Here is a 25560-nt window from a genome sequence, read left to right on the forward strand (position 1 = left end):
TGATGAGCCAAGATTTGGTGTTTTGAATAAAGCACTATTGATTTTAAACTGAAGAGTTTGATCATGGCTCAGATTGAACGCTGGCGGCAGGCTTAACACATGCAAGTCGAGCGGGGAAGGTTGCTTCGGTAACTAACCTAGCGGCGGACGGGTGAGTAATGCTTAGGAATCTGCCTATTAGTGGGGGACAACATTCCGAAAGGAATGCTAATACCGCATACGCCCTACGGGGGAAAGCAGGGGATCTTCGGACCTTGCGCTAATAGATGAGCCTAAGTCGGATTAGCTAGTTGGTGGGGTAAAGGCCTACCAAGGCGACGATCTGTAGCGGGTCTGAGAGGATGATCCGCCACACTGGGACTGAGACACGGCCCAGACTCCTACGGGAGGCAGCAGTGGGGAATATTGGACAATGGGCGGAAGCCTGATCCAGCCATGCCGCGTGTGTGAAGAAGGCCTTTTGGTTGTAAAGCACTTTAAGCGAGGAGGAGGCTCCTTTAGTTAATACCTAAAGAGAGTGGACGTTACTCGCAGAATAAGCACCGGCTAACTCTGTGCCAGCAGCCGCGGTAATACAGAGGGTGCGAGCGTTAATCGGATTTACTGGGCGTAAAGCGTGCGTAGGCGGCTTTTTAAGTCGGATGTGAAATCCCTGAGCTTAACTTAGGAATTGCATTCGATACTGGAAAGCTAGAGTATGGGAGAGGATGGTAGAATTCCAGGTGTAGCGGTGAAATGCGTAGAGATCTGGAGGAATACCGATGGCGAAGGCAGCCATCTGGCCTAATACTGACGCTGAGGTACGAAAGCATGGGGAGCAAACAGGATTAGATACCCTGGTAGTCCATGCCGTAAACGATGTCTACTAGCCGTTGGGGCCTTTGAGGCTTTAGTGGCGCAGCTAACGCGATAAGTAGACCGCCTGGGGAGTACGGTCGCAAGACTAAAACTCAAATGAATTGACGGGGGCCCGCACAAGCGGTGGAGCATGTGGTTTAATTCGATGCAACGCGAAGAACCTTACCTGGCCTTGACATACTAAGAACTTTCCAGAGATGGATTGGTGCCTTCGGGAACTTAGATACAGGTGCTGCATGGCTGTCGTCAGCTCGTGTCGTGAGATGTTGGGTTAAGTCCCGCAACGAGCGCAACCCTTTTCCTTATTTGCCAGCGGGTAATGCCGGGAACTTTAAGGATACTGCCAGTGACAAACTGGAGGAAGGCGGGGACGACGTCAAGTCATCATGGCCCTTACGGCCAGGGCTACACACGTGCTACAATGGTCGGTACAAAGGGTTGCTACCTCGCGAGAGGATGCTAATCTCAAAAAGCCGATCGTAGTCCGGATCGCAGTCTGCAACTCGACTGCGTGAAGTCGGAATCGCTAGTAATCGCGGATCAGAATGCCGCGGTGAATACGTTCCCGGGCCTTGTACACACCGCCCGTCACACCATGGGAGTTTGTTGCACCAGAAGTAGGTAGTCTAACCGCAAGGAGGACGCTTACCACGGTGTGGCCGATGACTGGGGTGAAGTCGTAACAAGGTAGCCGTAGGGGAACCTGCGGCTGGATCACCTCCTTAACGAAAGATTGACGATTGGTAAGAATCCACAACAAGTTGTTCTTCATGACGATGTATCTGAGGGTCTGTAGCTCAGTTGGTTAGAGCACACGCTTGATAAGCGTGGGGTCACAAGTTCAAGTCTTGTCAGACCCACCACTAACGACAAGCAAGCAATTGCAGAGTGAAGTAATCAGAAACATTGACTTATTGATAAGCTGGGGACTTAGCTTAGTTGGTAGAGCGCCTGCTTTGCACGCAGGAGGTCAGGAGTTCGACTCTCCTAGTCTCCACCACTCATTGCGATGCAATGAGTTAAACATTAAGCAAACGAACTGATAGCTTATAGAGCTTAGTGATTAAGTTGCGTATAATGCGCGGCATTGTTATTAAGCTCTGTGATTTATCACAGTTGACTGTAGTCCGACGAGGATACAGTGAATCATTAACAGAATATATTTGAGTTGAAATAATTTGTTCAAACTCGTTTCAAGTAGGCAACTACAAGAAATGAGTTCTAGCGATTAAACTGAATCAAGCGTTTTGGTATATGAATCTAATTGAAGCTGTACGGTGCTTAAATGCACGAAACTCTAACTGTGAGAAAGGCTAGTTTACTAGTTGATCTTGTTGTTAATCTTACTTGTAAGGATTAACGACTGTTTGGGGTTGTATAGTCAAGTAATTAAGTGCATGTGGTGGATGCCTTGGCAGTCAGAGGCGAAGAAAGACGTGATAGCCTGCGAAAAGCTCCGGGGAGGCGGCAAATATCCTGTGATCCGGAGATGTCTGAATGGGGAAACCCACCTGGTATAAGCCAGGTATCGTATGATGAATACATAGTCATACGAGGCGAACGGAGGGAAGTGAAACATCTCAGTACCTCTAGGAAAAGAAATCAATTGAGATTCCCTCAGTAGCGGCGAGCGAACGGGGAACAGCCCATTAAGTCATATCAGTTTTAGTGGAATGCTCTGGGAAGTGCAACCATAGTGGGTGATAGTCCTGTACACGAAAGGGCTGATATGATGATGTCGAGTAGGGCGAGGCACGTGAAACCTTGTCTGAATATGGGGGGACCATCCTCCAAGGCTAAATACTCCTGACTGACCGATAGTGAACCAGTACCGTGAGGGAAAGGCGAAAAGAACCCCTGTGAGGGGAGTGAAATAGATCCTGAAACCGCATGCATACAAGCAGTGGGAGCCAACTTGTTTGGTGACTGCGTACCTTTTGTATAATGGGTCAGCGACTTATATTCAGTAGCAAGGTTAACCGTATAGGGGAGCCGTAGGGAAACCGAGTCTTAATAGGGCGTTTAGTTGCTGGGTATAGACCCGAAACCGGGTGATCTATCCATGAGCAGGTTGAAGGTTAGGTAACACTGACTGGAGGACCGAACCCACTGTCGTTGAAAAGCCAGGGGATGACTTGTGGATAGGGGTGAAAGGCTAATCAAACTCGGTGATAGCTGGTTCTCCCCGAAAGCTATTTAGGTAGCGCCTCGGACGAATACCATTGGGGGTAGAGCACTGTTTCGGCTAGGGGGTCATCCCGACTTACCAAACCGATGCAAACTCCGAATACCAATGAGTACTATCCGGGAGACAGACTGCGGGTGCTAACGTCCGTAGTCAAGAGGAAAACAATCCAGACCGCCAGCTAAGGCCCCTAAATTATAGTTAAGTGGGAAACGATGTGGGAAGGCATAGACAGCTAGGAGGTTGGCTTAGAAGCAGCCACCCTTTAAAGAAAGCGTAATAGCTCACTAGTCGAGTCGGCCTGCGCGGAAGATGTAACGGGGCTAAAACTATATGCCGAAGCTGCGGATTTACACATTAGTGTAAGTGGTAGGGGAGCGTTCTGTAAGCCGATGAAGGTGGATTGAGAAGTCTGCTGGAGGTATCAGAAGTGCGAATGCTGACGTGAGTAACGACAAAGCGGGTGAAAAACCCGCTCGCTGAAAGACCAAGGGTTCCAGTCCAACGTTAATCGGGGCTGGGTGAGTCGACCCCTAAGGCGAGGCCGAGAGGCGTAGTCGATGGGAAATTGGTTAATATTCCAATACTTCTGTTTAATGCGATGAGAGGACGGAGAAGGTTAAGTCAGCCTGGCGTTGGTTGTCCAGGTGGAAGGTTGTAGGCATGTATCTTAGGCAAATCCGGGGTACTCTATGCTGAGAACTGATAGCAAGCTGTACTTGTACAGTGAAGTGGCTGATACCATACTTCCAGGAAAAGTCTCTAAGCTTCAGTTAAACAGGAATCGTACCCGAAACCGACACAGGTGGTCAGGTCGAGTAGACCAAAGCGCTTGAGAGAACTCTGCTGAAGGAACTAGGCAAAATGGTACCGTAACTTCGGGAGAAGGTACGCTGCCGGCGGTGATAGGACTTGCTCCTTGAGCTGTTGGCAGCCTCAGAAACCAGGCCCCTGCAACTGTTTATTAAAAACATAGCACTCTGCAAACACGAAAGTGGACGTATAGGGTGTGATGCCTGCCCGGTGCTGGAAGGTTAATTGATGTGGTTAGCGCAAGCGAAGCTATTGATCGAAGCCCCAGTAAACGGCGGCCGTAACTATAACGGTCCTAAGGTAGCGAAATTCCTTGTCGGGTAAGTTCCGACCTGCACGAATGGCATAATGATGGGGGCGCTGTCTCCAGCAGAGGCTCAGTGAAATCGAAATCGCCGTGAAGATGCGGTGTACCCGCGGCTAGACGGAAAGACCCCGTGAACCTTTACTGCAGCTTGACATTGAACTTTGATCTTACTTGTGTAGGATAGGTGGGAGGCTTTGAAGTCGCGACGCTAGTTGCGATGGAGCCGTCCTTGAAATACCACCCTGGTAATATTGAGGTTCTAACTCTGTCCCGTTATCCGGGACGAGGACCATGTCTGGTGGGTAGTTTGACTGGGGCGGTCTCCTCCTAAAGAGTAACGGAGGAGTACGAAGGTGCGCTCAGCGTGGTCGGAAATCACGCGTAGAGTATAAAGGCAAAAGCGCGCTTAACTGCGAGACCCACAAGTCGAGCAGGTACGAAAGTAGGTCTTAGTGATCCGGTGGTTCTGTATGGAAGGGCCATCGCTCAACGGATAAAAGGTACTCTGGGGATAACAGGCTGATACCGCCCAAGAGTTCATATCGACGGCGGTGTTTGGCACCTCGATGTCGGCTCATCTCATCCTGGGGCTGAAGCAGGTCCCAAGGGTATGGCTGTTCGCCATTTAAAGAGGTACGCGAGCTGGGTTTAGAACGTCGTGAGACAGTTCGGTCCCTATCTACCGTGGGCGCTGGAAATTTGAGAGGATCTGCTCCTAGTACGAGAGGACCAGAGTGGACGAACCTCTGGTGTACCGGTTGTGACGCCAGTCGCATCGCCGGGTAGCTATGTTCGGAAGGGATAACCGCTGAAAGCATCTAAGCGGGAAGCCTACCTCAAGATAAGATTTCCCTGTGACTTTATGTCACCTAAAGAGCCGTTGAAGACTACGACGTTGATAGGTTGGATGTGGAAGCATAGCGATATGTGAAGCTGACCAATACTAATTGCTCGTGAGGCTTGACTATACAACACCCAAACAGTTGTTGTATAAAAGCTGAAATCGATTCAAAACCAAACAGTCAATAACGACTGATCTTGATTCAGAATACGCTAGAACATACAATTCGACTCAGATATTATCTGTTAAACTCATTTGACCAAGCAACGGCAAGCAAAGCAGCAATGCAAAGCGAATAAGACCAAACGCAAAGTCATACCAGTTGTGCTGGCGACCATAGCAAGAGTGAACCACCTGATCCCTTCCCGAACTCAGAAGTGAAACCTCTTAGCGCTGATGGTAGTGTGGGATTACCCATGTGAGAGTAAGTCATCGCCAGCTCATTATTCTAAACACCCCCGGTCTAAAGGCCGGGGGTGTTTTTTTATGTGGGAATTTAGTCGAAAGCTTATAAATATTATTTTTCACATAAAACCACAGCAGAAAATCCGCAGGGTAGGCGTATACTGGAACAGGTTTCTGGAGCGGATATGTCCTCAAATTTATCTTCAAGCCATATTGAATATGGGTCCTCTGCCTTTAAAGCGGTTTTGTTTTCCTTGTTTCTGGCTGGATTTGCAATTTTTTCTTCATTGTATTGTGTTCAGCCGATGATGCCGATTCTGGCAGACTATTTTCATATCTCTCCTACGCAAAGCAGTTTTCCACTTTCATTTTCTACCATTGCATTAGCTGTTGGTCTTATTTTTACTGGACTAATCTCGGACCGTTTTGGCCGCAAGCCGATTATGGTCTGGTCTTTATTTTCAGTTTCAGTATTGTTGTTACTGAGTGCTGTATTGCCAGTTTGGTCAGTATTTCTGGCTACCCGAATATTAATTGGTTTAACCGTGAGTGGCGTGGCCGCAGTGGCGATGACCTATATTGGGGAAGAGGTGGCCGCGAAAGATATCGGTTTGGCCATGGGACTCTATATTTCTGGAACTGCGATTGGTGGTATGAGTGGCCGTTTGATTGCTGGGGTATTGGTAGACTTTATTTCCTGGCAATCAGCGACTTTAATCATTGGACTAATTAACCTCTGTATTGCGACAATCTTCTATTTTTTGTTGCCTAAATCCAGGAATTTTCAAGCTTATCCTATTAAATTAAGCCGCTTCCTTACTGCATTTCAGCATAATCTGAGTGATCCCAAACTGCGAATCTTGTTCTTGCAAGGTTTCATCCTGATGGGCTGTTTTGTTTCAGTCTTTAATTATCTCAGCTATCGCCTGATTCAGTCACCTTTTAAGCTGTCGCATGTCTGGATTGGCGTGATTTCTATTACCTATCTGGCAGGAATTTATAGTTCGCCTCGTGCGGCGGCATGGAGCCAGAAATTTGGACGTTTCCAGGTATTGGTGGCCATGCTTGCCAGCATGCTGCTAGGATTAGTGTTGATGCTAGTCAACAGCTTGGTGCTTGTTTTTATTGGTCTGCTCATTTTTACCTTTGCATTTTTTGCTGCACATTCCACGGCCAGCAGTTGGGTATCTGTGCAATCTTTACAGTATCGTGCTGTAGGATCATCACTCTATTTATTCTGCTATTATCTTGGGTCCAGTGTGCTCGGTAGCTCGAGTGGTCTGGTCTGGGAAAAGGCAGGATGGTTCGGCCTCAGTTTGTTCATCGGCATTATTTTGGTAATCGGTTTATTGATAGCTCAACAGTTAAAACTTAAAATAAGCAAGCTAGAAATAAAATGAGTATATATTCCCGATTAAGGTCTTAAAGCCAGTATTGTATAAATTATAATCAAGCAACCTCAGCTGAATTCATGCTAAAATGCTCGGCTTTCATCTTTGATCTATTTTTTGATCTTCCATCTGCCAGCCGAGAATTGCTAGCCATGTCTACTGCTTATACCATGCAGACAGCGCCTACAGCGTTGTTTGATTACGACAAATATTGGGCGTCGTGTTTTGAACCTGCGCCATTTTTGCCGATGTCACGCGAGGAGATGGATCAACTCGGCTGGGACAGTTGTGACTTTATTTTAGTCTGTGGCGATGCCTATATTGATCATCCTTCATTCTGTTCAGGCATTATTGGCCGTACCCTAGAAGCGCAAGGCTTCCGTGTCGGGATTATTGCGCAGCCAGACTGGACCAATGTTGAAGCCTTCCGTGTATTGGGTAAACCAAACATTGCATGGGGTGTGACAGCAGGTAACATGGACTCGATGATCAACCGTTATACGGCAGATCGCAAGATTCGTTCAGATGATGCCTATTCACCAGACAATCAGCCAAACAAACGCCCAGACCGGGCGGCAACCGTGTATTGCCAGCGTGTGCGTGAAGCTTATCCAGATGTACCGGTGCTCTTAGGTGGTATCGAAGCATCACTACGACGTATTGCACACTATGATTACTGGTCAGATAAAGTCCGCCGTTCTGTATTGATGGACTCTAAAGCCGATCTTTTGATGTATGGTAATGGTGAGCGTTCAATTACTGAAATCATGCACCGTTTGGCGCGTGGTGAAAAAATCCAAGATATTACTGATGTTCGTGGTACAGCGTTTATTGTGAATAAACACAATCGCCCATCGAAAGCCAAATTTGTTGAAATCGCATCGAATGATGTCGATGCGATTGGCCGTGTCGATCCAATTATTAACCCTTATGTCATGACTGAAGATATTGAAGGTTGTGAGATTGAACAAGGGAAGGACTCGAGCCAGTACCAGGGTTTCCAAAAAGAACATGTAGCCAATCCAATTGTACGTGAAGGCGACAATTTGGACGAAAATACACAAATCGTGCAGTTACAATCGGCATCGAAAGCGATTAAACATAAATTACCGCCGCGTGAATTGGCTGTGATTCGTTTGCCTGCTTTTGAAGAAGTGGTGAATGATCCGGTGCTTTATGCACATGCTAACCGTATTTTGCATCTGGAAACCAATCCAGGTAATGCGCGTGCTATGGTTCAAAAGCATGGTGAACGTGACGTATGGTTAAATCCACCGCCAATTCCGTTGACTACGGAAGAGATGGACTACGTGTTTGACCTGCCTTATGCGCGTCTGCCACATCCATCATACGGTAATGCACGTTTCCCAGCGTTTGACATGATCAAATTCTCGGTAAACATCATGCGCGGCTGCTTTGGTGGTTGTACCTTCTGTTCAATCACAGAGCATGAAGGTCGTATTATTCAGAACCGTTCGGAAGAATCGATTCTGCGTGAAGTGGAAAAAATTCGTGATACCGCGCCAGGCTTTACTGGCATCATTTCGGATTTGGGTGGTCCAACAGCCAACATGTACCGTTTGGCTTGTAAAGATCCTGAGATCGAAAAGAACTGTCGTAAGCCATCGTGTGTCTTCCCGGGAGTATGTCAAAACTTACATACTGACCATGCGCCACTGACGCAGTTGTATCGTAAGGCACGTGCTCTACCGGGCATTAAAAAGATTCTGATCGGTTCAGGTCTGCGTTATGACCTTGCGGTCTTAAACCCAGAATATGTGAAAGAACTCGTGACGCATCACGTGGGTGGTTACCTCAAGATTGCGCCAGAACATACCGAAAAAGGTCCGCTCAATAAAATGATGAAGCCGGGCATTGGGACTTATGACCGCTTTAAGCAAATGTTTGATCGTTATAGTAAGGAAGCAGGCAAGGAACAGTACTTGATTCCTTACTTCATTGCGGCGCATCCGGGCACCACCGATTACGACATGATGAACCTTGCAATTTGGTTGAAGAAGAATGGTTTCCGTGCTGATCAGGTACAGACCTTCTATCCGTCACCAATGGCGACTGCAACCACCATGTACTACACCGGTAAAAACCCGCTGGCGAAAGTGGCGCGTTACACTGAAAATGTCGACATTGTGAAAGGTGAGAAGCGTCGTCGTCTGCATAAAGCTTTCTTGCGTTACCATGATCCAAACAACTGGCCTTTACTGCGTGATGCCTTGCGCGAAATGGGCCGTCAGGACCTGATTGGTAATTCGAAACAGCATCTGATTCCGACCTATCAGCCTGCAGGTGTGGATGGCCAGTATCAGTCAGCACGTAAGAAGAACTCGACTGTTGCAGGCGATTCACAGAAACGTACCGGTCAGGCAGGCAATCGTGGACAAGGTCAAAGCCAAGGACAGAACAATCGCCCGAAGAAAGGGCAGATCTTGACCCAGCACACAGGTCTGCCACCACGCGAAACCGGTGATGCGAAAAAGCCTTTTGGCGGTTCTAAAGCTAAAGGCAAAGCCAAACCAAAAAGTCGTGCCTAAATCACTTAAAAAAGACACTTCGGTGTCTTTTTTATTTTTCTCTGATTTTTTATTAAAAGAAGTCAGATCTCAATTAAACAATAATTAAATTAAGATATTTATTAGAAAAAACTGTTTAAAAATTACACTTTATCGGAATTGTAAGACAAAAAGAGGAAAATGCTCTTGCTTAAATTTGAGTGGCTGATTTAGAGTGAGAGTGAGTAAGGAACACATTACATTTCCAGTACACGGAATTTTTTAATCTCCCGAAATGTAATGCCCTTATATAAGTTTTGATACCGGATGTTGCAGTATCTAAGCAAATTGGTTGTACCGTGATTTTCGGATGAAAATCGATCTATACTGACAACAATAAAACAAAAACGATTATAAGAATGCAAAAAGGACTAACGCATGGCCACCTATATCATAATTGGCAGTTTTCTGCTCTTGTGCACCATCCTGATGGCATATAAGAGAGTACGGAACAGCGGCAAACAGCAAGATAGTGTGTTGAAGCAGCGCGCCATTTTTAACCTGAATCAACAGTTGACTTACACCCGTCTAAAGGAAATTCTGCCAGAGAACATTATTTTGGCCCATGTCTCCTATGATGCGCTGTTGACCACCAAATTTTTTCGTACCCGTAACAAATATCGCAATCTGGTCGCGGACTTTGTGGTTCTAGATCAGGATCATCTGGTCGTTGCCATCGTGGCCGTGGACGATCCGATGATTTTGAAACGCCCACAACAATCCCAGTATCAGGATGCCTTGCTGACTATGGCAGGCTATCGGGTAATCCGTTATGAAGATATTCCGGAATATCATCACCTGCGTCGTGACTTCCTGAATGAACAGGGTGAGGAGGACAGTCTAGTCAATCCGAATAACCTGACTACACTAAAGAAGTTTCCACTTTACTCCGCTCTGGAGCGGCCTAAAGTAAAGACAGTGAGTTAATACAGCTGGCACAAATAAAAAAAGCATGCAGATCGCATGCTTTTTTATTGGAAGATAAGTTCTATCGGCATTATTCCGGTTTTACTGCGACGACGGTCAGTTCGACCAATACCCGTGGATCATACAACTTGGCTTCTACACAGGTCCGCGGCAGGGCTTGAATATCAGCTACCCATGCATCCCACACTTCATTAAAAGCTGCATAGTCACGCTCAATATCTTTGAGATAAATGGTAACTGACATGATGTGGCTCTTATCTGTTCCCGCATCTGCGAGAAACTGATCAATAATGTCCAAAGTTTGCTGTGTCTGACCTTTAATATCCAGATCAAAATCACTGGCCAGTTGACCTGCCAGATGAACGAGATTGCCTGAAATCGCGATTTCAGAGAAGCGTTGAGACACATGCAAACGTTGAATAGTCATGAGTTTAATCCTGGGTTTTTGGCATCAGGGCAGCAACCAATGCAGTTAGTAGACAGCCCACAGCAAGATAGATGGCTACATAATGCCATGAACCATCCCCCCAAATCACTAAGGAAGCCGCAATCATTGGGGTAAAACCACCACCAATAATACTCGCCACCTGATAACCCACACCGGCGCCACTATAACGATACTCGGTACCAAACAGTGAGGTAAAGATGGGTTGATGCACACTCACTACCATGTCATGCGCGATATTGGCCAGTAGAATTGAGCCAACAATAATCATCCAGGTATTTTGAGCATCCAGCGCCATAAAGAACGGGAAAGCCGACAAGGCACCGATTAAACCGCCCCAAACACACATGGTTTTATGGTTAATTTTGTCTGAGATCCAGGCAAAGAACGGAATACTGACACAACTAATCGCACCGACCATCAGGGTGATATTCAGGAAGAATTGCTTGTCCATGCCCAGATTATTGGTGGAATAATTCAGTGCAAAATTGGTCACCAGATACATGGTGAGCAGCTCGGTCATACGCAGGGCAATAATGTACAGGAATGCTTTAGGATGCTTGCTGATCGCCTGAAAAATTGGCAGTTTGGTTGGATGTTGCTTGGCTTTAACCACTTTTTCGACAAATTCTTGTGACTCCTCCTGATCACGCCGAATCCACATGGCAATGCCGATCAGCACAATACTGGCAATAAATGGAATACGCCATGCCCAGTCCGAAAATGCCTCTTCCCCTAAAGTGGCAATGATTAATGACACTGCACCGGTCGCCAGCACCAGACCGACACCATAACCAACCTGAACACCACTACTATAAAAAGCCTTTTTGCCTTTTGGCGCATTTTCCACTGCCATCAGGGCAGCACCGCCCCATTCACCACCAACCGCAAAGCCTTGAATGGCACGTAAAGTCACCAATAATACCGGTGCCCACCAGCCAATGGCTTCGAAATTCGGCAACAGGCCAATCCCGACAGTAGAAATCCCCATGAGGATGACAGTGAGTACCAGCATTTTTTTACGGCCAAGTTTGTCACCGAAGTGACCAAACACCACACCACCAAGTGGACGAAACAGAAAGCCAACACCAAAGGTTGCCAAGGCGGCTAATGTGCCCATATTGTTGCCAATACTGGGAAAAAATTGATCTTTAAAAATCAGGGCTGCGACAATGCCGTAAAGAAGAAAATCGTACCAGTCGACAACAGCACCAATAAAACTGGAAAGCGCTGCTTTTCGCGCGCGTTGTTCTTGAAAAGAAATTGAATTTGCAGAAGACATGCAGGATAGGATTCCATGGGGACAACAGAGTTGCCCTGTAATATTCGGATTTGATCGTCACGCCAATCACAGGACAGCATGCTGAAAGTAAAGGTGATTTTCAGCATCTCAGCATATACATGGATAATGCATTGCGCGGATAGATTACTCTAAAAACACACAATGGTAAAAATAAACTTGTTGGCTTTTTAAACTAATGACTACTTCTTGCTCAGTTTACTTTAAAGCAGGGATAGTTGTGCTTCTTGCTGGCGAGGTGACAGCTGATACACCCCAACACCAATCAGGCGAAATTGCAGGGCTGGATCCAGATGCATATCCTGCAGCAAGAACTGTAACGCCTGATGTAGCTCTAGCGGATTTTTAAGCACGGAACGGAAGCTACGGCTATGTTGAATGATCTGGAAATTTTTTAGCCTGAGTTTCAAGGTAATGCCACGTGCAGTCAGCTGTTTCTTTTCCAGACTGTTCCAGACCTGCTGAATCAGTTGATCCCAGTAAGGGCTGCACTGGCTAAGTAGCAGGTCATCACCAAAGGTGGTTTCCTTGGAAATCTGCTGGCGTTCACGTTCAGTTTCGACCGGGCGTTCATCGATGCCTTGCGCATAGAGATACAGCCGCTTGCCGTATTTGCCAAAATGCTGAATCAGGACAGCTTCATCCATCTGTTGCAAATCACCCAGAGTTTCCAAATTGAGACTTTTCAATTTTTCCTGCGTAACCTTGCCGACCCCGGGAATTTTCTTAAGCGGTAAATCCTGAATAAAGGCCTGTACTTGTGAAGGCTTGATCACACAAATACCATTCGGTTTGTGCCAGTCTGAAGCAACTTTGGCCAGGAATTTATTTGGTGCAACACCTGCAGAAGCGGTAAGTCTAGTCAGCTGGAAAATGTCTTCACGGATACGCATCGCGACTTCTGTCGCACTGGGGATTTGCAGCAGATTATCAGTCACATCCAGATAGGCTTCATCCAGTGACAGCGGCTCAATGACAGGTGTATATTTTTGAAAAATCTGATGGATCTGTGAGGAAACCTCACGGTATTTCTGAAAATCAGGTTCAATCACAATCAGCTGTGGACAACGTTTGCGTGCCTGACTCATTGGCATGGCAGAATGCACACCAAATTCCCGAGCTGGATACGAGGCAGCCGCAACCACAGCCCGTGGATGATGCGACGCGATCACCACAGGCAAATGTTTTAGTTCCGGACGTTCACGCAGTTCTACCGAGGCGTAGAAGGCGTCCATATCGATATGGATAATTTTGCGCATATGCCATCTTAAAAGGCTTTAAGGCACTTGGGAAGATGCTGATTTCAAAAGATTATAGGGTTGACTATTACTCAGTAGCACAACCTGAATCTGTTGCGCTTCAGCCGCTTTGATCAGAATTCGCATACTCTCGGGAGCATTATCGGCAAAGCGTGGTAAAAATTGTAAGGGTTGATCTAGCGGCTGAAAGAAATCATCCCAGTGAATTGGAATGACAATCTTGGGTTTTACCGTTGCCAGCGTTTGTTGCAGATAAGATTTCTGATAATCGTCAGGCTGTCGCGATAGCTGGGCTATGCCTAAAAATAAAATATCGGCCTGAACATTCTTGAACTGTCCCGGAATAAACCCTGTGCTGGCTTTAACCAGAATTCGTTGTCTGTCATGTTCAATCAGATAGTCAAAACTGCCGCCTTCTTTAAATTCGGAAAACTTGGCAGGCAGTTTCAGTGGTGCTGTAATTTCTTCACCGAGATCATCATTTACGGGCGTTGGAGGCGTATGTGCGGAAGCAAGTGGAGTGACTTTAAACTGTCCAGATTGGAACGATTGCCCTGATACAGTACGCCGTAGCTGTGATGTTTTTACATCAGGAAAACTTCGTGCAATATTCAGGGTGCTATTCGATCCGATAATCTGGGCACGTGGTAGCAAGGCCGCAAGTGCAGGAATATCCAGGGCATGATCATAATGGCTATGGGTGACTAAAATCGCCCGTGTCCGGTTCAGCTGATGATCCTGAATAATCTTCTGAAGTAGCGAAGAATCGCTGGAGACTTCGGAACTGATGACCTGCCAAAGGCTGGGACGGCTAAAGAAACCATCAATCAGAATCTGATCCTGACCATCATCAAACAGCAGGGTAGAAACACCAAAGAAGCGGACATTTAAGCCTTCTGCTGATGTATTTGATTTGGCTTGCCACGCGTCAAATTCACTCAGTTGACCTGAAGGTTGTAGTAAATAAGTACCCATTCCCCCAAGGATGACAACAATTATTAGAATCGTAGCCAAAATCATTTTGCCTAGCTTCACAGCTATTGATCCTTTTATTTTTTATTACATTCCGATTGTAGAATTATTTTGTCAACTTTTGTTCAGGTGCATTCTCGATTCCATTTTCCTTCAGGAACTTTAACCAGTCCTTTTCTGAACCATAAAATACATTCAGGTCGACAGTGGTTGGAATCCCTTCAATCTGACCTTGGCTGGTATGCTGCCAGAAATGCCATTTTGGATTGTCTTTGAGTTCAGGCAAACCTTTGTATTCACGAATCCACAGCGGTACTTCAGCAAACTGTCCTGCCAGCACAATATTGTAAAAAGCCTTGGAAGTGTAGAACATCGGCTGCTTGCCATAGTGCTGCTTGAGCAGGTCGTGCATGACTTGAATTTCTTTAAGCAACTGTTCCTTGGAATAGGTATTGATACAGTTACTGTCATATTCAAGATCGATTACCGGAGGTAAGGCATCCGCTTTATTCGGTACGGTTTCGATAAAATTCTGCGCTTGAATCTTACCCTCCCGACAGAGGCGATAAAAATGATAGGCACCGACCAGCAAACCCTGTTCGCGGGCCTTAAACCAGTTTTCCTGAAATTTGCTGTCCTTAAAGTCACCGCCTTCGGTTGATTTTAAATAAACAAAGCGGTATTTATCTTTGGGAATCTGCTGCCAGTTAATCTCTTTTTGATGATGCGAAACATCAAAACCATGAATGTCATATTCGGAAGCGTTGGCAGGTAGCGGTTTCAGCAATAGCCACCAGATTGCACAGACCACAGCAAGCAGCAGAATGACACTCATGATTGCTGCCCAAAGAGGTGGATAATGCTTGGCTGGCTTTTTCATCACGTTCTTCAAAATTTGACTCTATCTAGCTTATACCGATTTGTCTTGTATCGGGATGATGATCATACTGGCGTATTCTTAGGAATATGCCAGAAAATATAGGCGGCAATAATATTCAAACAGCCCAGACAGATCAGGGCGAGATGGAATGCATTATCCAGCTGCTCAGCTCCAAAGTAGGCACTAAACATATTTACCAGCGTACCTGCCAGTGCAACCCCGATACTCATCGATAGCATCATGATCATGGACAGAAAACTGTTGCCACTGCTGGCATCCTGCTGACTTAAGTCTTTTAGGGTTAAAGTATTCATGGAAACAAACTGCAGTGAGTTCAGGATACCAAAAATAAAGAAATGAATCGCACGTAGCCAGATCGGTGTATCCGCCGTAGTCAGGGCAAAGCTGGCAATACATAGCCCCACCAGCAAAGTATTTACCAGTAACACCTGGCGATAGCCAAAGTGCTGAATGATCTTGCGAATAATGGGTTTGGAAGCCAACGAGCCTAATACGGTTGGAATCATCAGCAAGCCGGTAATAAAGGGTTCAAAACCAAAAGCGACCTGCAACATCAGCGGTAACAGGAAAGGAATTGAGTTACCGCCAAGACGGGCAAAGAAATTGCCCAGAATCCCAATAGAATAAATCCGGTTTTTAAACAGCTTACTGCGGAACAGGGCATTGCTATGGGTATGTGAATGATAGGCATAGATCAGCGAAAACAGGAACCCAGCTGCAACTAAGCTGAGACTCCACCACAATGGATATTGCGGATTGGCAAAGTTCTCAATGCCCAGACATAGCCCGACCATCGCCACCACCAGCATAACAAAACCGGCATAGTCAAACTTCGCCACATCCGGTTCAGTAACATTCGGCATGGCTTTGAAGGTAATCAGGGTGCCAAGCAGGCCAATCGGCAGGTTAATCAGGAATACCCATTGCCAGGACAGGTATTCTACCATCCAGCCACCTAGCGTCGGGCCAATCAGCGGACCAATCAGGCCGGCTAAGCTCATCAGGCTCATCGCAGCCAGAAACTGGGTGCGCGGAATGATCTTCAGCATTGCCAGACGGCCGACTGGTAACAGCAAAGCACCACCAATACCTTGCAAAACCCGATAGAGCAGGAGTTCATTCAGGCTGTTTGAGACAGCACAACCTATTGATGCAAGCGTAAAAATAATGATGGCGCTAAAATAGGTATTACGTACACCAAAACGATCTGCCAGCCAGCCACTTAAGGGAATACAGACTGCAACCGAAAGCACATAAGCCACCACCACACTATGCATCCGCAACGGATCTTCCTGCAGGCTAAGAGCAATCGCTGGCAGGGCAGTATTGATAATTGTGGTATCCAGACCTTGCATGAAAAAGCCGATCGATACCAATAAGACCAGCAGTCTAAATTCGGGTTGCAGTGCTTGATGGGTGGGCGTGGCATTCATGTGATATTTAGAAAGTCATATAATTTTGAATGTGAGCTCAGTTTAAATCAATTCACCCCATCCGTTGTACTAAATCAGTGTCTTATTCTGGTATTTATGACATGAAATAGAACTATGAAAACTGATTGATATCAGTTGGATAAATGGGATTTAGCAGAAATAGCAACTGCTTGCTGAAAGGTAATAAATGTCTTGAAACTGGCTAGTGTTACAAGAATATATGACGTTTCTGTCATGAAACTGCAATAAAAACGTCATAATCTTGGCCACATCTTACAGTAATGCTGATCTCCCTCAGCAGGTATGTTTTATGTCTATCGAAATCTTGATGGTTATCGGCTTCTGTCTAGCAGCCTACTCCATTGTCGGCAATGATGTGCCTCAGACATTGGGAACCTTTATCTCATCAAATTCACATCGACCTTGGTGGCTGCTGTGGATTTATATCAGCGTCATCCTTGTGGTGGTTCTGGTCTATGGCTGGTATGCATCAGGGGTAGGAGATGCCTCTTATGGCCGTCTCGAAACGATTCCATTCCCTGAGGGTGGGATTACTTGGCTGTATATTGTACCGCCAATTCTACTCTTGTTATTAACCAGATATGGTATTCCAGTCAGTACTACATTCTTGGTGCTCACCATTTTCTCTCCAGCGAGCTTAGGTTCGATGATGGTGAAATCGATGATGGGTTATGCTGTAGCCTTCATCTCAGCTTTGGTGATTTACCGTTTTGTTGCCAACAAAATGACGGTTTATTTTAACCAAACTAAAGACCAAGAGCATTCGACCAAATGGATGATCTTACAATGGTTATCAACCGGTTTCTTATGGAGCCAATGGTTGATCCAAGACTTAGCCAATATCTTTGTGTATGTGCCACGTCAGGTTCCATTTGAATTCCTGATGTTTGCGATTGCGGTATTCGTGGTCTTGCTGGGTGTGATTCTGTACCAACGTGGTGGTGCAATCCAGAAGATCGTCGATACCAAAACCGATGTAACTGATGTTCGTGCAGCAACCATTGTTGACTTTATCTATGCCATTATCTTGTTGATCTTCAAAGAGTGGAGCAACATTCCAATGAGTACCACATGGGTGTTCTTGGGTCTATTGGCCGGTCGTGAGTTTGCGATCTCGATGATTGTCAATGGTGTGAGCAAACACCGTACTTCACGGAACGTCAGCAAAGATGCAATGAAGTTAATGTTTGGTTTAGCAATGTCTGTGATTTTGGCGACAACACTACCTTGGTTCTATAACCTGGTGACTAACTTGGCTTCTTAAGAGTTAAAAAATAAAAAAGCGAGCTTCGGCTCGCTTTTTTATTCTTAGATCAGCATTTAAATTGCAAACTGTTTTGGACTATCCAGATTTTTCAGGGCATTAAAGATATGTGCAGAATGTTCGCAGACAATTAGTTTGGCACGATGCTGGGGTGGTAGGAAGCCTTCATTCACGGCATGATCCAGCTGGGCAATGAGTGGATCATAAAAGTTATTCACGTTGTATAGCATCATTGGTTTCTGGTGCTGGTTCAACTGTCCCCAAGTCGCAATTTCCAGAATTTCCTCAAAGGTACCTAGTCCACCTGGCAGAGCAACGAAGGCACAGGCACGTTCTGCCATTAACGCTTTGCGTTCATGCATGGACCGCACAATATGCAGTTCAGTCAGCTTGCTATGCGCGATTTCATAATCCAGCATAAACTCGGGAATCACACCTACAGCTTCACCGCCATGTTCAATCATGGCATCAGCGACCTGACCCATCAGGCCGATGCTGGCACCGCCGTAGACCAGACCAAAACCTTGCTGTGCCAGACTCTTTACAAGCTGAATAGCTTTTTCCTGATAAATAGGATTATTGCCAGCACGTGAACCACAATATAGGGCAACGAGCGGGCGGGTAGTACGGGGAGATTTGTTTTTATGTTCAGTCATTTTAATTACGCTAGTCATGTCTCTCTTTCACCTTATCATTTTTTAATTTTGTTACTACAACATATATTAAAAATATGACAATTCTATGCATCATTCTTGCAAATCTTGAAGTCAAGAGTCGGGAAGCTTAAACCAAAGCATGAAAACTGGTGAATTTCATTTTGAACTTGCTATACTGAAAATCTGTCTTACTACAATAGAAATCACATGGGTAGTCGAAGTTGGCGCTTTAACCAGATAAAACGTCACCATATCAAGTGTTTAAATAAAATTGGACATAGTTCCGCGCTACGCAGCAGCATTGCATGTCTTTCCACTGATCTACAGGAGAGAATGCAATGATTTTCGAATGGATGTCAGATCCTTCTGCCTGGATTGGTCTGCTGACTCTGATTGTGCTGGAAATTGTTCTGGGCATCGATAACCTGGTCTTTATTGCAATTCTTGCTGAAAAACTGCCGCCAGAACAACGTAATACCGCCCGAATTGTAGGTTTGACCCTGGCCTTGGTCATGCGTCTGATCCTGCTGGCTTCTATTGCCTGGGTGGTCACGCTGACTGAACCGTTCTTCTATATTTTTGATCATCCATTTTCCGGACGTGATCTGATTCTGCTGTTTGGTGGGGTATTCCTGTTATTTAAGGGCACCATGGAATTACATGAGCGCCTTGAAGCCAAGCCAGTGGTCAAAGAAGAAAATCCGGTGCATGCCGTGTTCTGGATGGTGATCGTTCAGATCGTGGTGCTGGATGCCGTGTTCTCACTCGACAGTGTGATTACTGCTGTGGGTATGGTCAAAGACCTGTCGGTAATGATGATTGCAGTGATTATCGCCGTTGGCATCATGCTATGGGCTTCCAAGGCCTTGATGGATTTTGTGAATCGTCATCCTACTGTGGTCATCCTTTGTCTCGGCTTCCTGATGATGATCGGTTTCTCGCTGGTGGTTGAAGGTTTCGGCTTCCATATTCCAAAAGGCTACCTGTACGCAGCGATTGGTTTTTCGGTCATTGTCGAATTTATTAACCAGACCATGAAACGCAATCAGGAAAAAATGGTGACAACTACAGATCTGCGTTATCGCACTGCTTCAGCTGTGATGCGTATGCTCGGTGGTAAACCTGCTCAGGATAATGCTGCTTCTGAGCCGGTAGATGTACTGGCAACGCGTGCCTTTGCTGACGAAGTGTTTAATGATGATGAAAATGGCGTTTATCACAGTGTGATGGTGCAGGGTGTACTCGGCCTGTCTGAACGTCCGGTGAAGTCGGTGATGACCCCGCGTCCTGAACTGGAATGGATTGATCTGGATGAAGATGAAGCTATCATTAAGGCTCAGCTGTTGCAGATGAGTCATTCACGTCTGATCGTGGCACATAGTGAGCTGGACAATATTGCTGGTGTAGTCCTGACGCATAAAGTTTTAAACGAATACATCGAAACGGGTGTACTTGATTTCGAAAAACATCTACGTGAACCGGTAATTGTGCATGAAAATGCTCAGGTACTGATGGTGATGGACCAGTTGCGTCAGGCGCCGCTACAAATGGCGATTGTCCTGAACGAGTATGGTTCGATCGAAGGGATTGCAACACCGATTGATGTGCTTGAAGCCATTGCCGGTGAATTCCCGGATGAAGATGAAATGGAAACTGCAGCTGAAAGTCTGCATGACGGTAGTCTGTTGCTGGAAGGTTCAACCGATATTCGTCATGTATCCTTGCTGATTGGCCGTGATCTGGTGGATGAATCAGAAGAATATTCGACGCTGTCGGGCTATATTTTATTCCACCTTGGCCGTCTGCCTGAAAATGGTGAGAAGTTCGAAGCCGATGGTCATATCTTTGAAGTCGTGACAATGGATGGTCATAAGATCGAAAAAGTCCATATTATTCCGCAAGAACAAAACAAGAATTGAGTTCTGCCTCAGGCATGCGCTGAATTTTGCTAAAATAGCCCGCATCGTCGGGCTATTTTTTTGGAATTCATTTTTGGAACTTATCCTCTCAGAAGCATGTCCATGTGGACTGGGCATTTATGAAAGCTGTTGTCAGCCACTGCATCAAGGCAAGCGAACTGCACAGACAGCCGAACAGTTGATGCGTTCACGTTATAGTGCCTTTGCCAAACAGGAAATTAACTATATCCAGCAGACGACCGCATTGGGACAGCAAAGGTTTTTAGATATGCCAGCTATTGCCGAGTGGAGCAGGGTGAATCAATGGCTGAAACTGGAAATCGTACAAGCCAATGAAAAACTGGATAAATGTCATGCACTGGTCGAGTTCAAGGCACATTTTCATGATGGCACACAGGCACAAATTCATCATGAAGCGTCCCATTTCGTCAAAGTAGAAGGCTGCTGGTATTTTCTCGATCCGACCACAGATCAACAATTTACAATGAAGCAAGCCTGCATTTGCGGTTCAGGGAAAAAATTTAAGCTATGTTGTGCGCAATTTTTGTAACTTTCACATAGATTTGCCTTAGAATAGCCGCCATCTCAAAGCCTCAGGTGGAAGCAGGGCGATGTTGTTGACCGTAATCTATATTATTGCCATTACCGCAGAAGCGATGACCGGTGCTTTATCCGCTGGACGGCGCAGCATGGACTGGTTTGGGGTCGTGATCATTGCCTGTGTTACGGCACTGGGAGGTGGCTCGGTTCGCGATGTGCTGCTTGGTCACTATCCATTGACCTGGGTCAAGCATCCTGAATATCTGGTGCTGACCTGCTGTGCGGCTTTTGTCACCATTCTGATCGCCAAATGGATGCGTCATTTACGTAACATCTTCCTGGTACTGGATGCTTTGGGGCTCATCGGTTTTACCATCATCGGTTGCCAGATCGCATTAGAAATGGGACATGGCTTTGTGGTCAGCGCCGTAGCTGGTGTCCTGACGGGTGTCTCCGGCGGTATTCTGCGTGACATTCTGTGTAATGATGTGCCGCTGGTGTTCCGTCGTGAACTGTATGCCAGTATTTCCTTCGTTGCGGTAATCTTCTACTGGCTGTGTAGCCACGCAGGTCTGTCGCTTGAGCTGACCATCATTTCTACCTTGATCTTCGGTTTTACCCTGCGCCTGATCGCCATTTACTTTGGCCTGGAAATGCCGAAATTTATCTATAAAGATGATGATGAACAATCCGCCTCATCTAAGGATGAATCATAAAACACGATTTTCAAATGAGCGAGGCAAAATAGCCTCGTTTCTGTATTCAATCGTAGTATAAAAATAGGATGAACACTTCTGCTTTTCGTGCAGTTTCTCCCGAATCACATATCAGAGATTTACTTATGGACCTAGTTTCCCGGATTCAGCGTTTACCTGTAGGCAGGTTTCACTATATGTTGCTGGTCGTGATTGGTTTAGGCTGGATGTTCGATGCCATGGACACCGGACTGATTTCCTTCATTCTGGCTAAAATGGCAGAAGACTGGCAGATGACCCCTGACCAGAAAAGCTGGGTAGTTTCAATCGGTTTTATCGGGATGGCAATTGGGGCAATCTGTTCTGGTGGTCTGGCAGACCGTTATGGCCGTAAAACCATATTCGCTTTAACGCTGGTGATCTATAGTCTGGCAACTGCGGCTTGTGCCTTTGCACCGAACCTGACCTGGTTACTGGTCTTCCGCTTTATTGTCGGCCTGGGGTTGGGTGGTCAGTTACCGGTTGCTGTAACGCTGGTCAGTGAATATATTCCGGCACAGGTACGTGGCCGTTTTATTGTTTTACTGGAAAGTTTCTGGGGATTGGGCTGGCTCTGTGCAGCCTTGATTTCTTATTTTGTGATTCCGAAATTTGACTGGCATACCGCCTTTTTAATCGGTGGTATTCCTGCACTGTATGCAATTGTGATCTGGAAATTCGTTCCGGAATCGATTCCCTTCCTGATCAACCGTGGCCGTATCGATGAAGCGCATGCCTTGGTGAAAAAGATTGAAGCCAAATGTGGGGTAGAGGTACTGGAAATCTTCCAGGTTCAACCTGTGGCCGAAAAACAGACGATTTCTTTTGCTCAGCTCTGGTCAGGCATATTTGCCCGCCGTACCTTAATGCTGTGGTTGATCTGGTTCGGCATCATCTTCTCTTACTATGGTATTTTCACCTGGTTGCCAAGTCTGTTAGTGAAGGAAGGCTATACCATTGTCCAGTCTTTTGAATATGTACTGATCATGATTCTGGCGCAGTTGCCAGGCTATCTGGTTGCAGCATGGCTGGTAGAAAAACTTGGACGTAAGGCAACACTGGCCGGCTTTATTGGCATGTGTGCTGTATCTGCCTATTTCTTTGGTCAGTCCGGCAGTGTTACCGAAATCGTGATCTGGGGTTGTCTGATGTCCTTCTTTAACCTCGGTGCTTGGGGTGTGCTCTATACCTATACGCCAGAACAGTATCCCACCAATATCCGTGCTTTTGGTTCGGGCTGGGCAGGGGCAATCGGCCGGATTGGTGGTATTGTTGCGCCATTTGCAGTGACCCATCTGATGGTCATGCCGAGCGGCTTCAGCTATGTCTTTACCATGTTTACCGTGGTTCTGATTGCTGTAGCTGTGGTGATCTTGGTACTGGGTGAAGAAACCAAAGGTCGGACTTTAGAATCCTTGAGTCAATAAAGGTGGTGATTTTTTAGTTGCTTAGGGCGTTTAAAGTGGATATTTTTACGCCATAAGACACGATTTGTCGCACTGTGTACTGTACTGCCCTTGTGCAGTCAGGCAGTGCGACTTAGCATAAGAAACATTGATACAAAAACGAAATTTTTAGGATTATAGGTTGTTATGACAAGCCTTGCGCATCATGCGACAGAAAACCGTTCCGTAGCAGAATTTACTGAACAGGCCTACCTCAACTACGCCATGTACGTAATCATGGACCGTGCACTGCCACACATCAGTGACGGTCTGAAACCGGTACAGCGCCGTATTGTTTATGCCATGAGTGAGCTGGGGCTCAAGTGGACCAGCAAACCGAAGAAATCTGCACGTACTGTGGGTGATGTACTGGGTAAATACCATCCACATGGCGACTTAGCCTGCTATGAAGCGATGGTGCTGATGGCGCAGCCGTTCAGTTATCGCTACCCGTTTATTGAGGGGCAGGGCAACTGGGGGTCACCGGATGATCCAAAGTCTTTCGCGGCGATGCGATATACCGAAGCCAAACTGTCACAATATAGTGAGTTACTGCTTTCCGAGTTGGGTCAAGGCACCTGTGACTGGCAGAACAACTTCGACGGTTCGATGAAAGAACCGGTAAACCTGCCGGCACGCGTACCGAACATCTTGTTGAATGGTACCACGGGTATTGCTGTAGGTATGGCAACCGATATTCCACCACATAACCTGCGTGAAGTAGTCAAAGGTACAATTGCACTGATTCGCAATCCGAACCTGACCGATGTCAAAGTAGCTGAATATATTCCGGGACCGGACTTACCGACCAAAGCAGAAATTATTACTCCACCGGCTGAATTGTTGAAAATGCAAACGACCGGTCGTGGTAGTTACCGTATGCGTGCCGTATATACGGTTGAAAAAAACGAGATCGTGATTACTGAATTGCCCTATCAAGTGTCTGGTTCCAAAATCATTACCCAGATTGCAGACCAGATGCAGGCAAAAAAACTGCCTTTAGTGACGGATGTGCGTGATGAATCAGATCATGAAAATCCGACCCGTCTGGTCATTGTGTTGCGTTCAAATCGTATCGATGCTGAATCGGTAATGAGTCATTTGTTTGCAACCACCGATCTTGAATCCAGCTATCGCGTCAATATGAATATGATTGGTGCGGATGGTCGTCCGCAGGTGAAATCGATCCGTCGTATTTTGCTGGAATGGATTGAAATCCGTAAGACCACCGTGACCCGTCGTCTGCAATTCCATCTGAATAAAATCGAGAAACGCTTACATATTTTGGGTGGCTTGATCATTGCCTACCTGAATATTGATGAAGTGATTCAGATCATCCGTGAAGAAGATCAGCCTAAACTGGTGCTGATGCAACGATTCGGTATTGATGAAATTCAGGCAGAAGCCATTTTAGAACTCAAGTTGCGCCATTTGGCCAAGCTTGAAGAAATGGAAATGCGCCGTGAGCAGGAAGAGTTAGAAGCCAAGGCAGCTGAAATCCGTGAGCAACTGGCCAATCCAGAATCTTTAAAGAATTTGATCATCAATGAACTCAAAGATGATGCCAAGAAATTTGGCGATGATCGCCGTTCTCCAATCGTAGAGCGTGCCGAAGCTGCGGCAATTGATGAAACTGAAATGCTGCCTGCTGATCCGGTGACCGTGGTCTTATCTGAAGCTGGCTGGATCCGCTGTGCCAAAGGCCATGAAGTGGATGCCGAAAACCTGAACTTCCGTGCAGGGGATCAGTACTTGAGTCATGCCCAAGGCAAATCTAATCAGCGTGTTTATGTACTGGATGATACGGGGCGCAGTTATGCCTTGGCCATCAACAGTCTGCCGTCTGCGCGAGGATTAGGTGAACCACTGAGTTCAAAACTTTCTCCTGCAAGTGGCGTCGGCTTTAAACAGGTTCTGGTTGCCGAAGATGAGGCAGAAATCCTGGCAATCAGCAGCAAAGGTTATGGTTTCAAGACCCAAGCCAAGCAGCTGGATACCAATGCCAAGGCGGGCAAGGCATTCCTGACTGTGCCGGAAGGTGCGCAGGCAATGAATCTGCAGCCACTTGAAGACAAAACTCATCTGGCATTGCTCAGCTCTGCAGGTCGTCTATTAATTGTTGATTTGACTGAATTACCTGTGTTGAATAAAGGCAAAGGTAATAAATTGATACAACTTGAAGATAAAGATCAGATTTTGTCCATGACAGCCTTGAGTTTAGATGAAATAATTCAAGTGCTTGCAGGACAACAGCAAATAAAATTAAAAGGGGATGATCTGCAAAAGTACATCGGCAAACGCGGTTCGAAAGGACAGCTTTTACCACGCGGATATCAAAAAGCAAATAAACTGTGGATTCAAAGATAAGACTAGCATC

The 25560-nt window shown here is 46.2% G+C and carries 16 protein-coding genes, 2 tRNA genes and 3 rRNA genes; 14 read left to right on the top strand and 7 right to left on the bottom strand.

Features of this window, described 5'->3' with window-relative positions; translation table 11 throughout:
- Window positions 1-45 precede the first annotated feature (45 nt).
- The 8 genes from FSC11_RS00830 to FSC11_RS00865 all read left to right on the top strand — a co-directional run bounded on the left by FSC11_RS00830 (window position 46) and on the right by FSC11_RS00865 (window position 10294).
- Window positions 46-1583 (top strand): 16S ribosomal RNA (locus FSC11_RS00830).
- 61 nt (window positions 1584-1644) lie between these two features.
- Window positions 1645-1721 (top strand) — tRNA-Ile (locus FSC11_RS00835).
- 61 nt (window positions 1722-1782) lie between these two features.
- Window positions 1783-1858, top strand: a tRNA-Ala gene (locus FSC11_RS00840).
- Window positions 1859-2237: 379 nt separating this feature from the next.
- Window positions 2238-5131, top strand: a 23S ribosomal RNA gene (locus tag FSC11_RS00845).
- A gap of 199 nt (window positions 5132-5330) precedes the next feature.
- Window positions 5331-5445 (top strand): 5S ribosomal RNA (rrf, locus tag FSC11_RS00850).
- Together the 16S, 23S and 5S rRNA genes with 2 tRNA genes alongside form the textbook arrangement of a ribosomal RNA operon.
- A gap of 149 nt (window positions 5446-5594) precedes the next feature.
- Entirely contained in the window at window positions 5595-6809 is a 1215-nt protein-coding gene (locus FSC11_RS00855) for an MFS transporter (RefSeq protein ID WP_163164603.1), read from the top strand.
- 143 nt (window positions 6810-6952) lie between these two features.
- The gene (locus tag FSC11_RS00860; protein WP_163164605.1) at window positions 6953-9349 is read left to right on the top strand and encodes a YgiQ family radical SAM protein; all 2397 of its coding nucleotides are present in this window, start codon (window positions 6953-6955) and stop codon (window positions 9347-9349) included.
- A gap of 396 nt (window positions 9350-9745) precedes the next feature.
- The gene (locus FSC11_RS00865) at window positions 9746-10294 is read left to right on the top strand and encodes a DUF2726 domain-containing protein (protein ID WP_005223571.1); all 549 of its coding nucleotides are present in this window, start codon (window positions 9746-9748) and stop codon (window positions 10292-10294) included.
- A 70-nt stretch (window positions 10295-10364) separates the two neighbouring features.
- Here FSC11_RS00865 and FSC11_RS00870 read toward each other — a convergent pair whose 3' ends face one another.
- The 6 genes from FSC11_RS00870 to mdtD form a co-directional block, all read right to left on the bottom strand.
- A complete protein-coding gene (locus FSC11_RS00870; protein WP_004896434.1) occupies window positions 10365-10721 on the bottom strand; it encodes a RidA family protein in 357 nt (118 codons plus the stop codon).
- Between the two features lie 4 nt (window positions 10722-10725).
- The gene (shiA, locus tag FSC11_RS00875; protein ID WP_004810221.1) at window positions 10726-12021 is read right to left on the bottom strand and encodes a shikimate transporter; all 1296 of its coding nucleotides are present in this window, start codon (window positions 12019-12021) and stop codon (window positions 10726-10728) included.
- 221 nt (window positions 12022-12242) lie between these two features.
- Window positions 12243-13298, bottom strand: coding sequence for a DNA polymerase IV (gene dinB / locus FSC11_RS00880; RefSeq protein ID WP_163164607.1), 1056 nt, complete (start codon window positions 13296-13298; stop codon window positions 12243-12245).
- A gap of 18 nt (window positions 13299-13316) precedes the next feature.
- A complete protein-coding gene (locus FSC11_RS00885; protein WP_163164609.1) occupies window positions 13317-14333 on the bottom strand; it encodes an MBL fold metallo-hydrolase in 1017 nt (338 codons plus the stop codon).
- A 43-nt stretch (window positions 14334-14376) separates the two neighbouring features.
- On the bottom strand, window positions 14377-15150 hold the full coding sequence (locus FSC11_RS00890) for a glycoside hydrolase family 25 protein (protein ID WP_163164611.1): 774 nt from the start codon (window positions 15148-15150) through the stop codon (window positions 14377-14379).
- A 62-nt stretch (window positions 15151-15212) separates the two neighbouring features.
- A complete protein-coding gene (gene mdtD / locus FSC11_RS00895) occupies window positions 15213-16604 on the bottom strand; it encodes a multidrug transporter subunit MdtD (RefSeq protein ID WP_071319748.1) in 1392 nt (463 codons plus the stop codon).
- Window positions 16605-16914: 310 nt separating this feature from the next.
- On the opposite strand from mdtD, the gene FSC11_RS00900 reads away from it, so the two are divergent.
- The gene (locus FSC11_RS00900; RefSeq protein WP_163164613.1) at window positions 16915-17889 is read left to right on the top strand and encodes a hypothetical protein; all 975 of its coding nucleotides are present in this window, start codon (window positions 16915-16917) and stop codon (window positions 17887-17889) included.
- Window positions 17890-17945: 56 nt separating this feature from the next.
- Here the strand turns inward: FSC11_RS00900 and FSC11_RS00905 are convergent, their stop codons facing one another.
- Window positions 17946-18563 (bottom strand): LOG family protein, encoded by a 618-nt coding sequence (locus FSC11_RS00905; RefSeq protein WP_005223559.1) that lies wholly within the window; start codon window positions 18561-18563, stop codon window positions 17946-17948.
- Between the two features lie 320 nt (window positions 18564-18883).
- Between FSC11_RS00905 and FSC11_RS00910 the strand changes: the two genes are divergently transcribed.
- The 5 genes from FSC11_RS00910 (at window position 18884) to parC (ending at window position 25550) form a co-directional block, all read left to right on the top strand.
- Window positions 18884-20464: a TerC family protein gene (locus tag FSC11_RS00910; RefSeq protein WP_163164615.1), complete on the top strand. Its 1581-nt coding sequence runs from the start codon at window positions 18884-18886 to the stop codon at window positions 20462-20464.
- Between the two features lie 73 nt (window positions 20465-20537).
- A complete protein-coding gene (locus FSC11_RS00915; protein ID WP_163164617.1) occupies window positions 20538-21014 on the top strand; it encodes a YchJ family protein in 477 nt (158 codons plus the stop codon).
- Between the two features lie 61 nt (window positions 21015-21075).
- Window positions 21076-21720, top strand: a complete 645-nt coding sequence (locus tag FSC11_RS00920) for a trimeric intracellular cation channel family protein (protein ID WP_004810198.1) — start codon at window positions 21076-21078, stop codon at window positions 21718-21720.
- 125 nt (window positions 21721-21845) lie between these two features.
- The gene (gene niaP / locus FSC11_RS00925) at window positions 21846-23165 is read left to right on the top strand and encodes a niacin transporter NiaP (protein ID WP_034592555.1); all 1320 of its coding nucleotides are present in this window, start codon (window positions 21846-21848) and stop codon (window positions 23163-23165) included.
- Window positions 23166-23330: 165 nt separating this feature from the next.
- A complete protein-coding gene (gene parC / locus FSC11_RS00930) occupies window positions 23331-25550 on the top strand; it encodes a DNA topoisomerase IV subunit A (RefSeq protein WP_163164619.1) in 2220 nt (739 codons plus the stop codon).
- Window positions 25551-25560 lie beyond the last annotated feature (10 nt).

This window comes from Acinetobacter schindleri (assembly GCF_010918895.1).
Classification (GTDB): domain Bacteria; phylum Pseudomonadota; class Gammaproteobacteria; order Pseudomonadales; family Moraxellaceae; genus Acinetobacter; species Acinetobacter schindleri.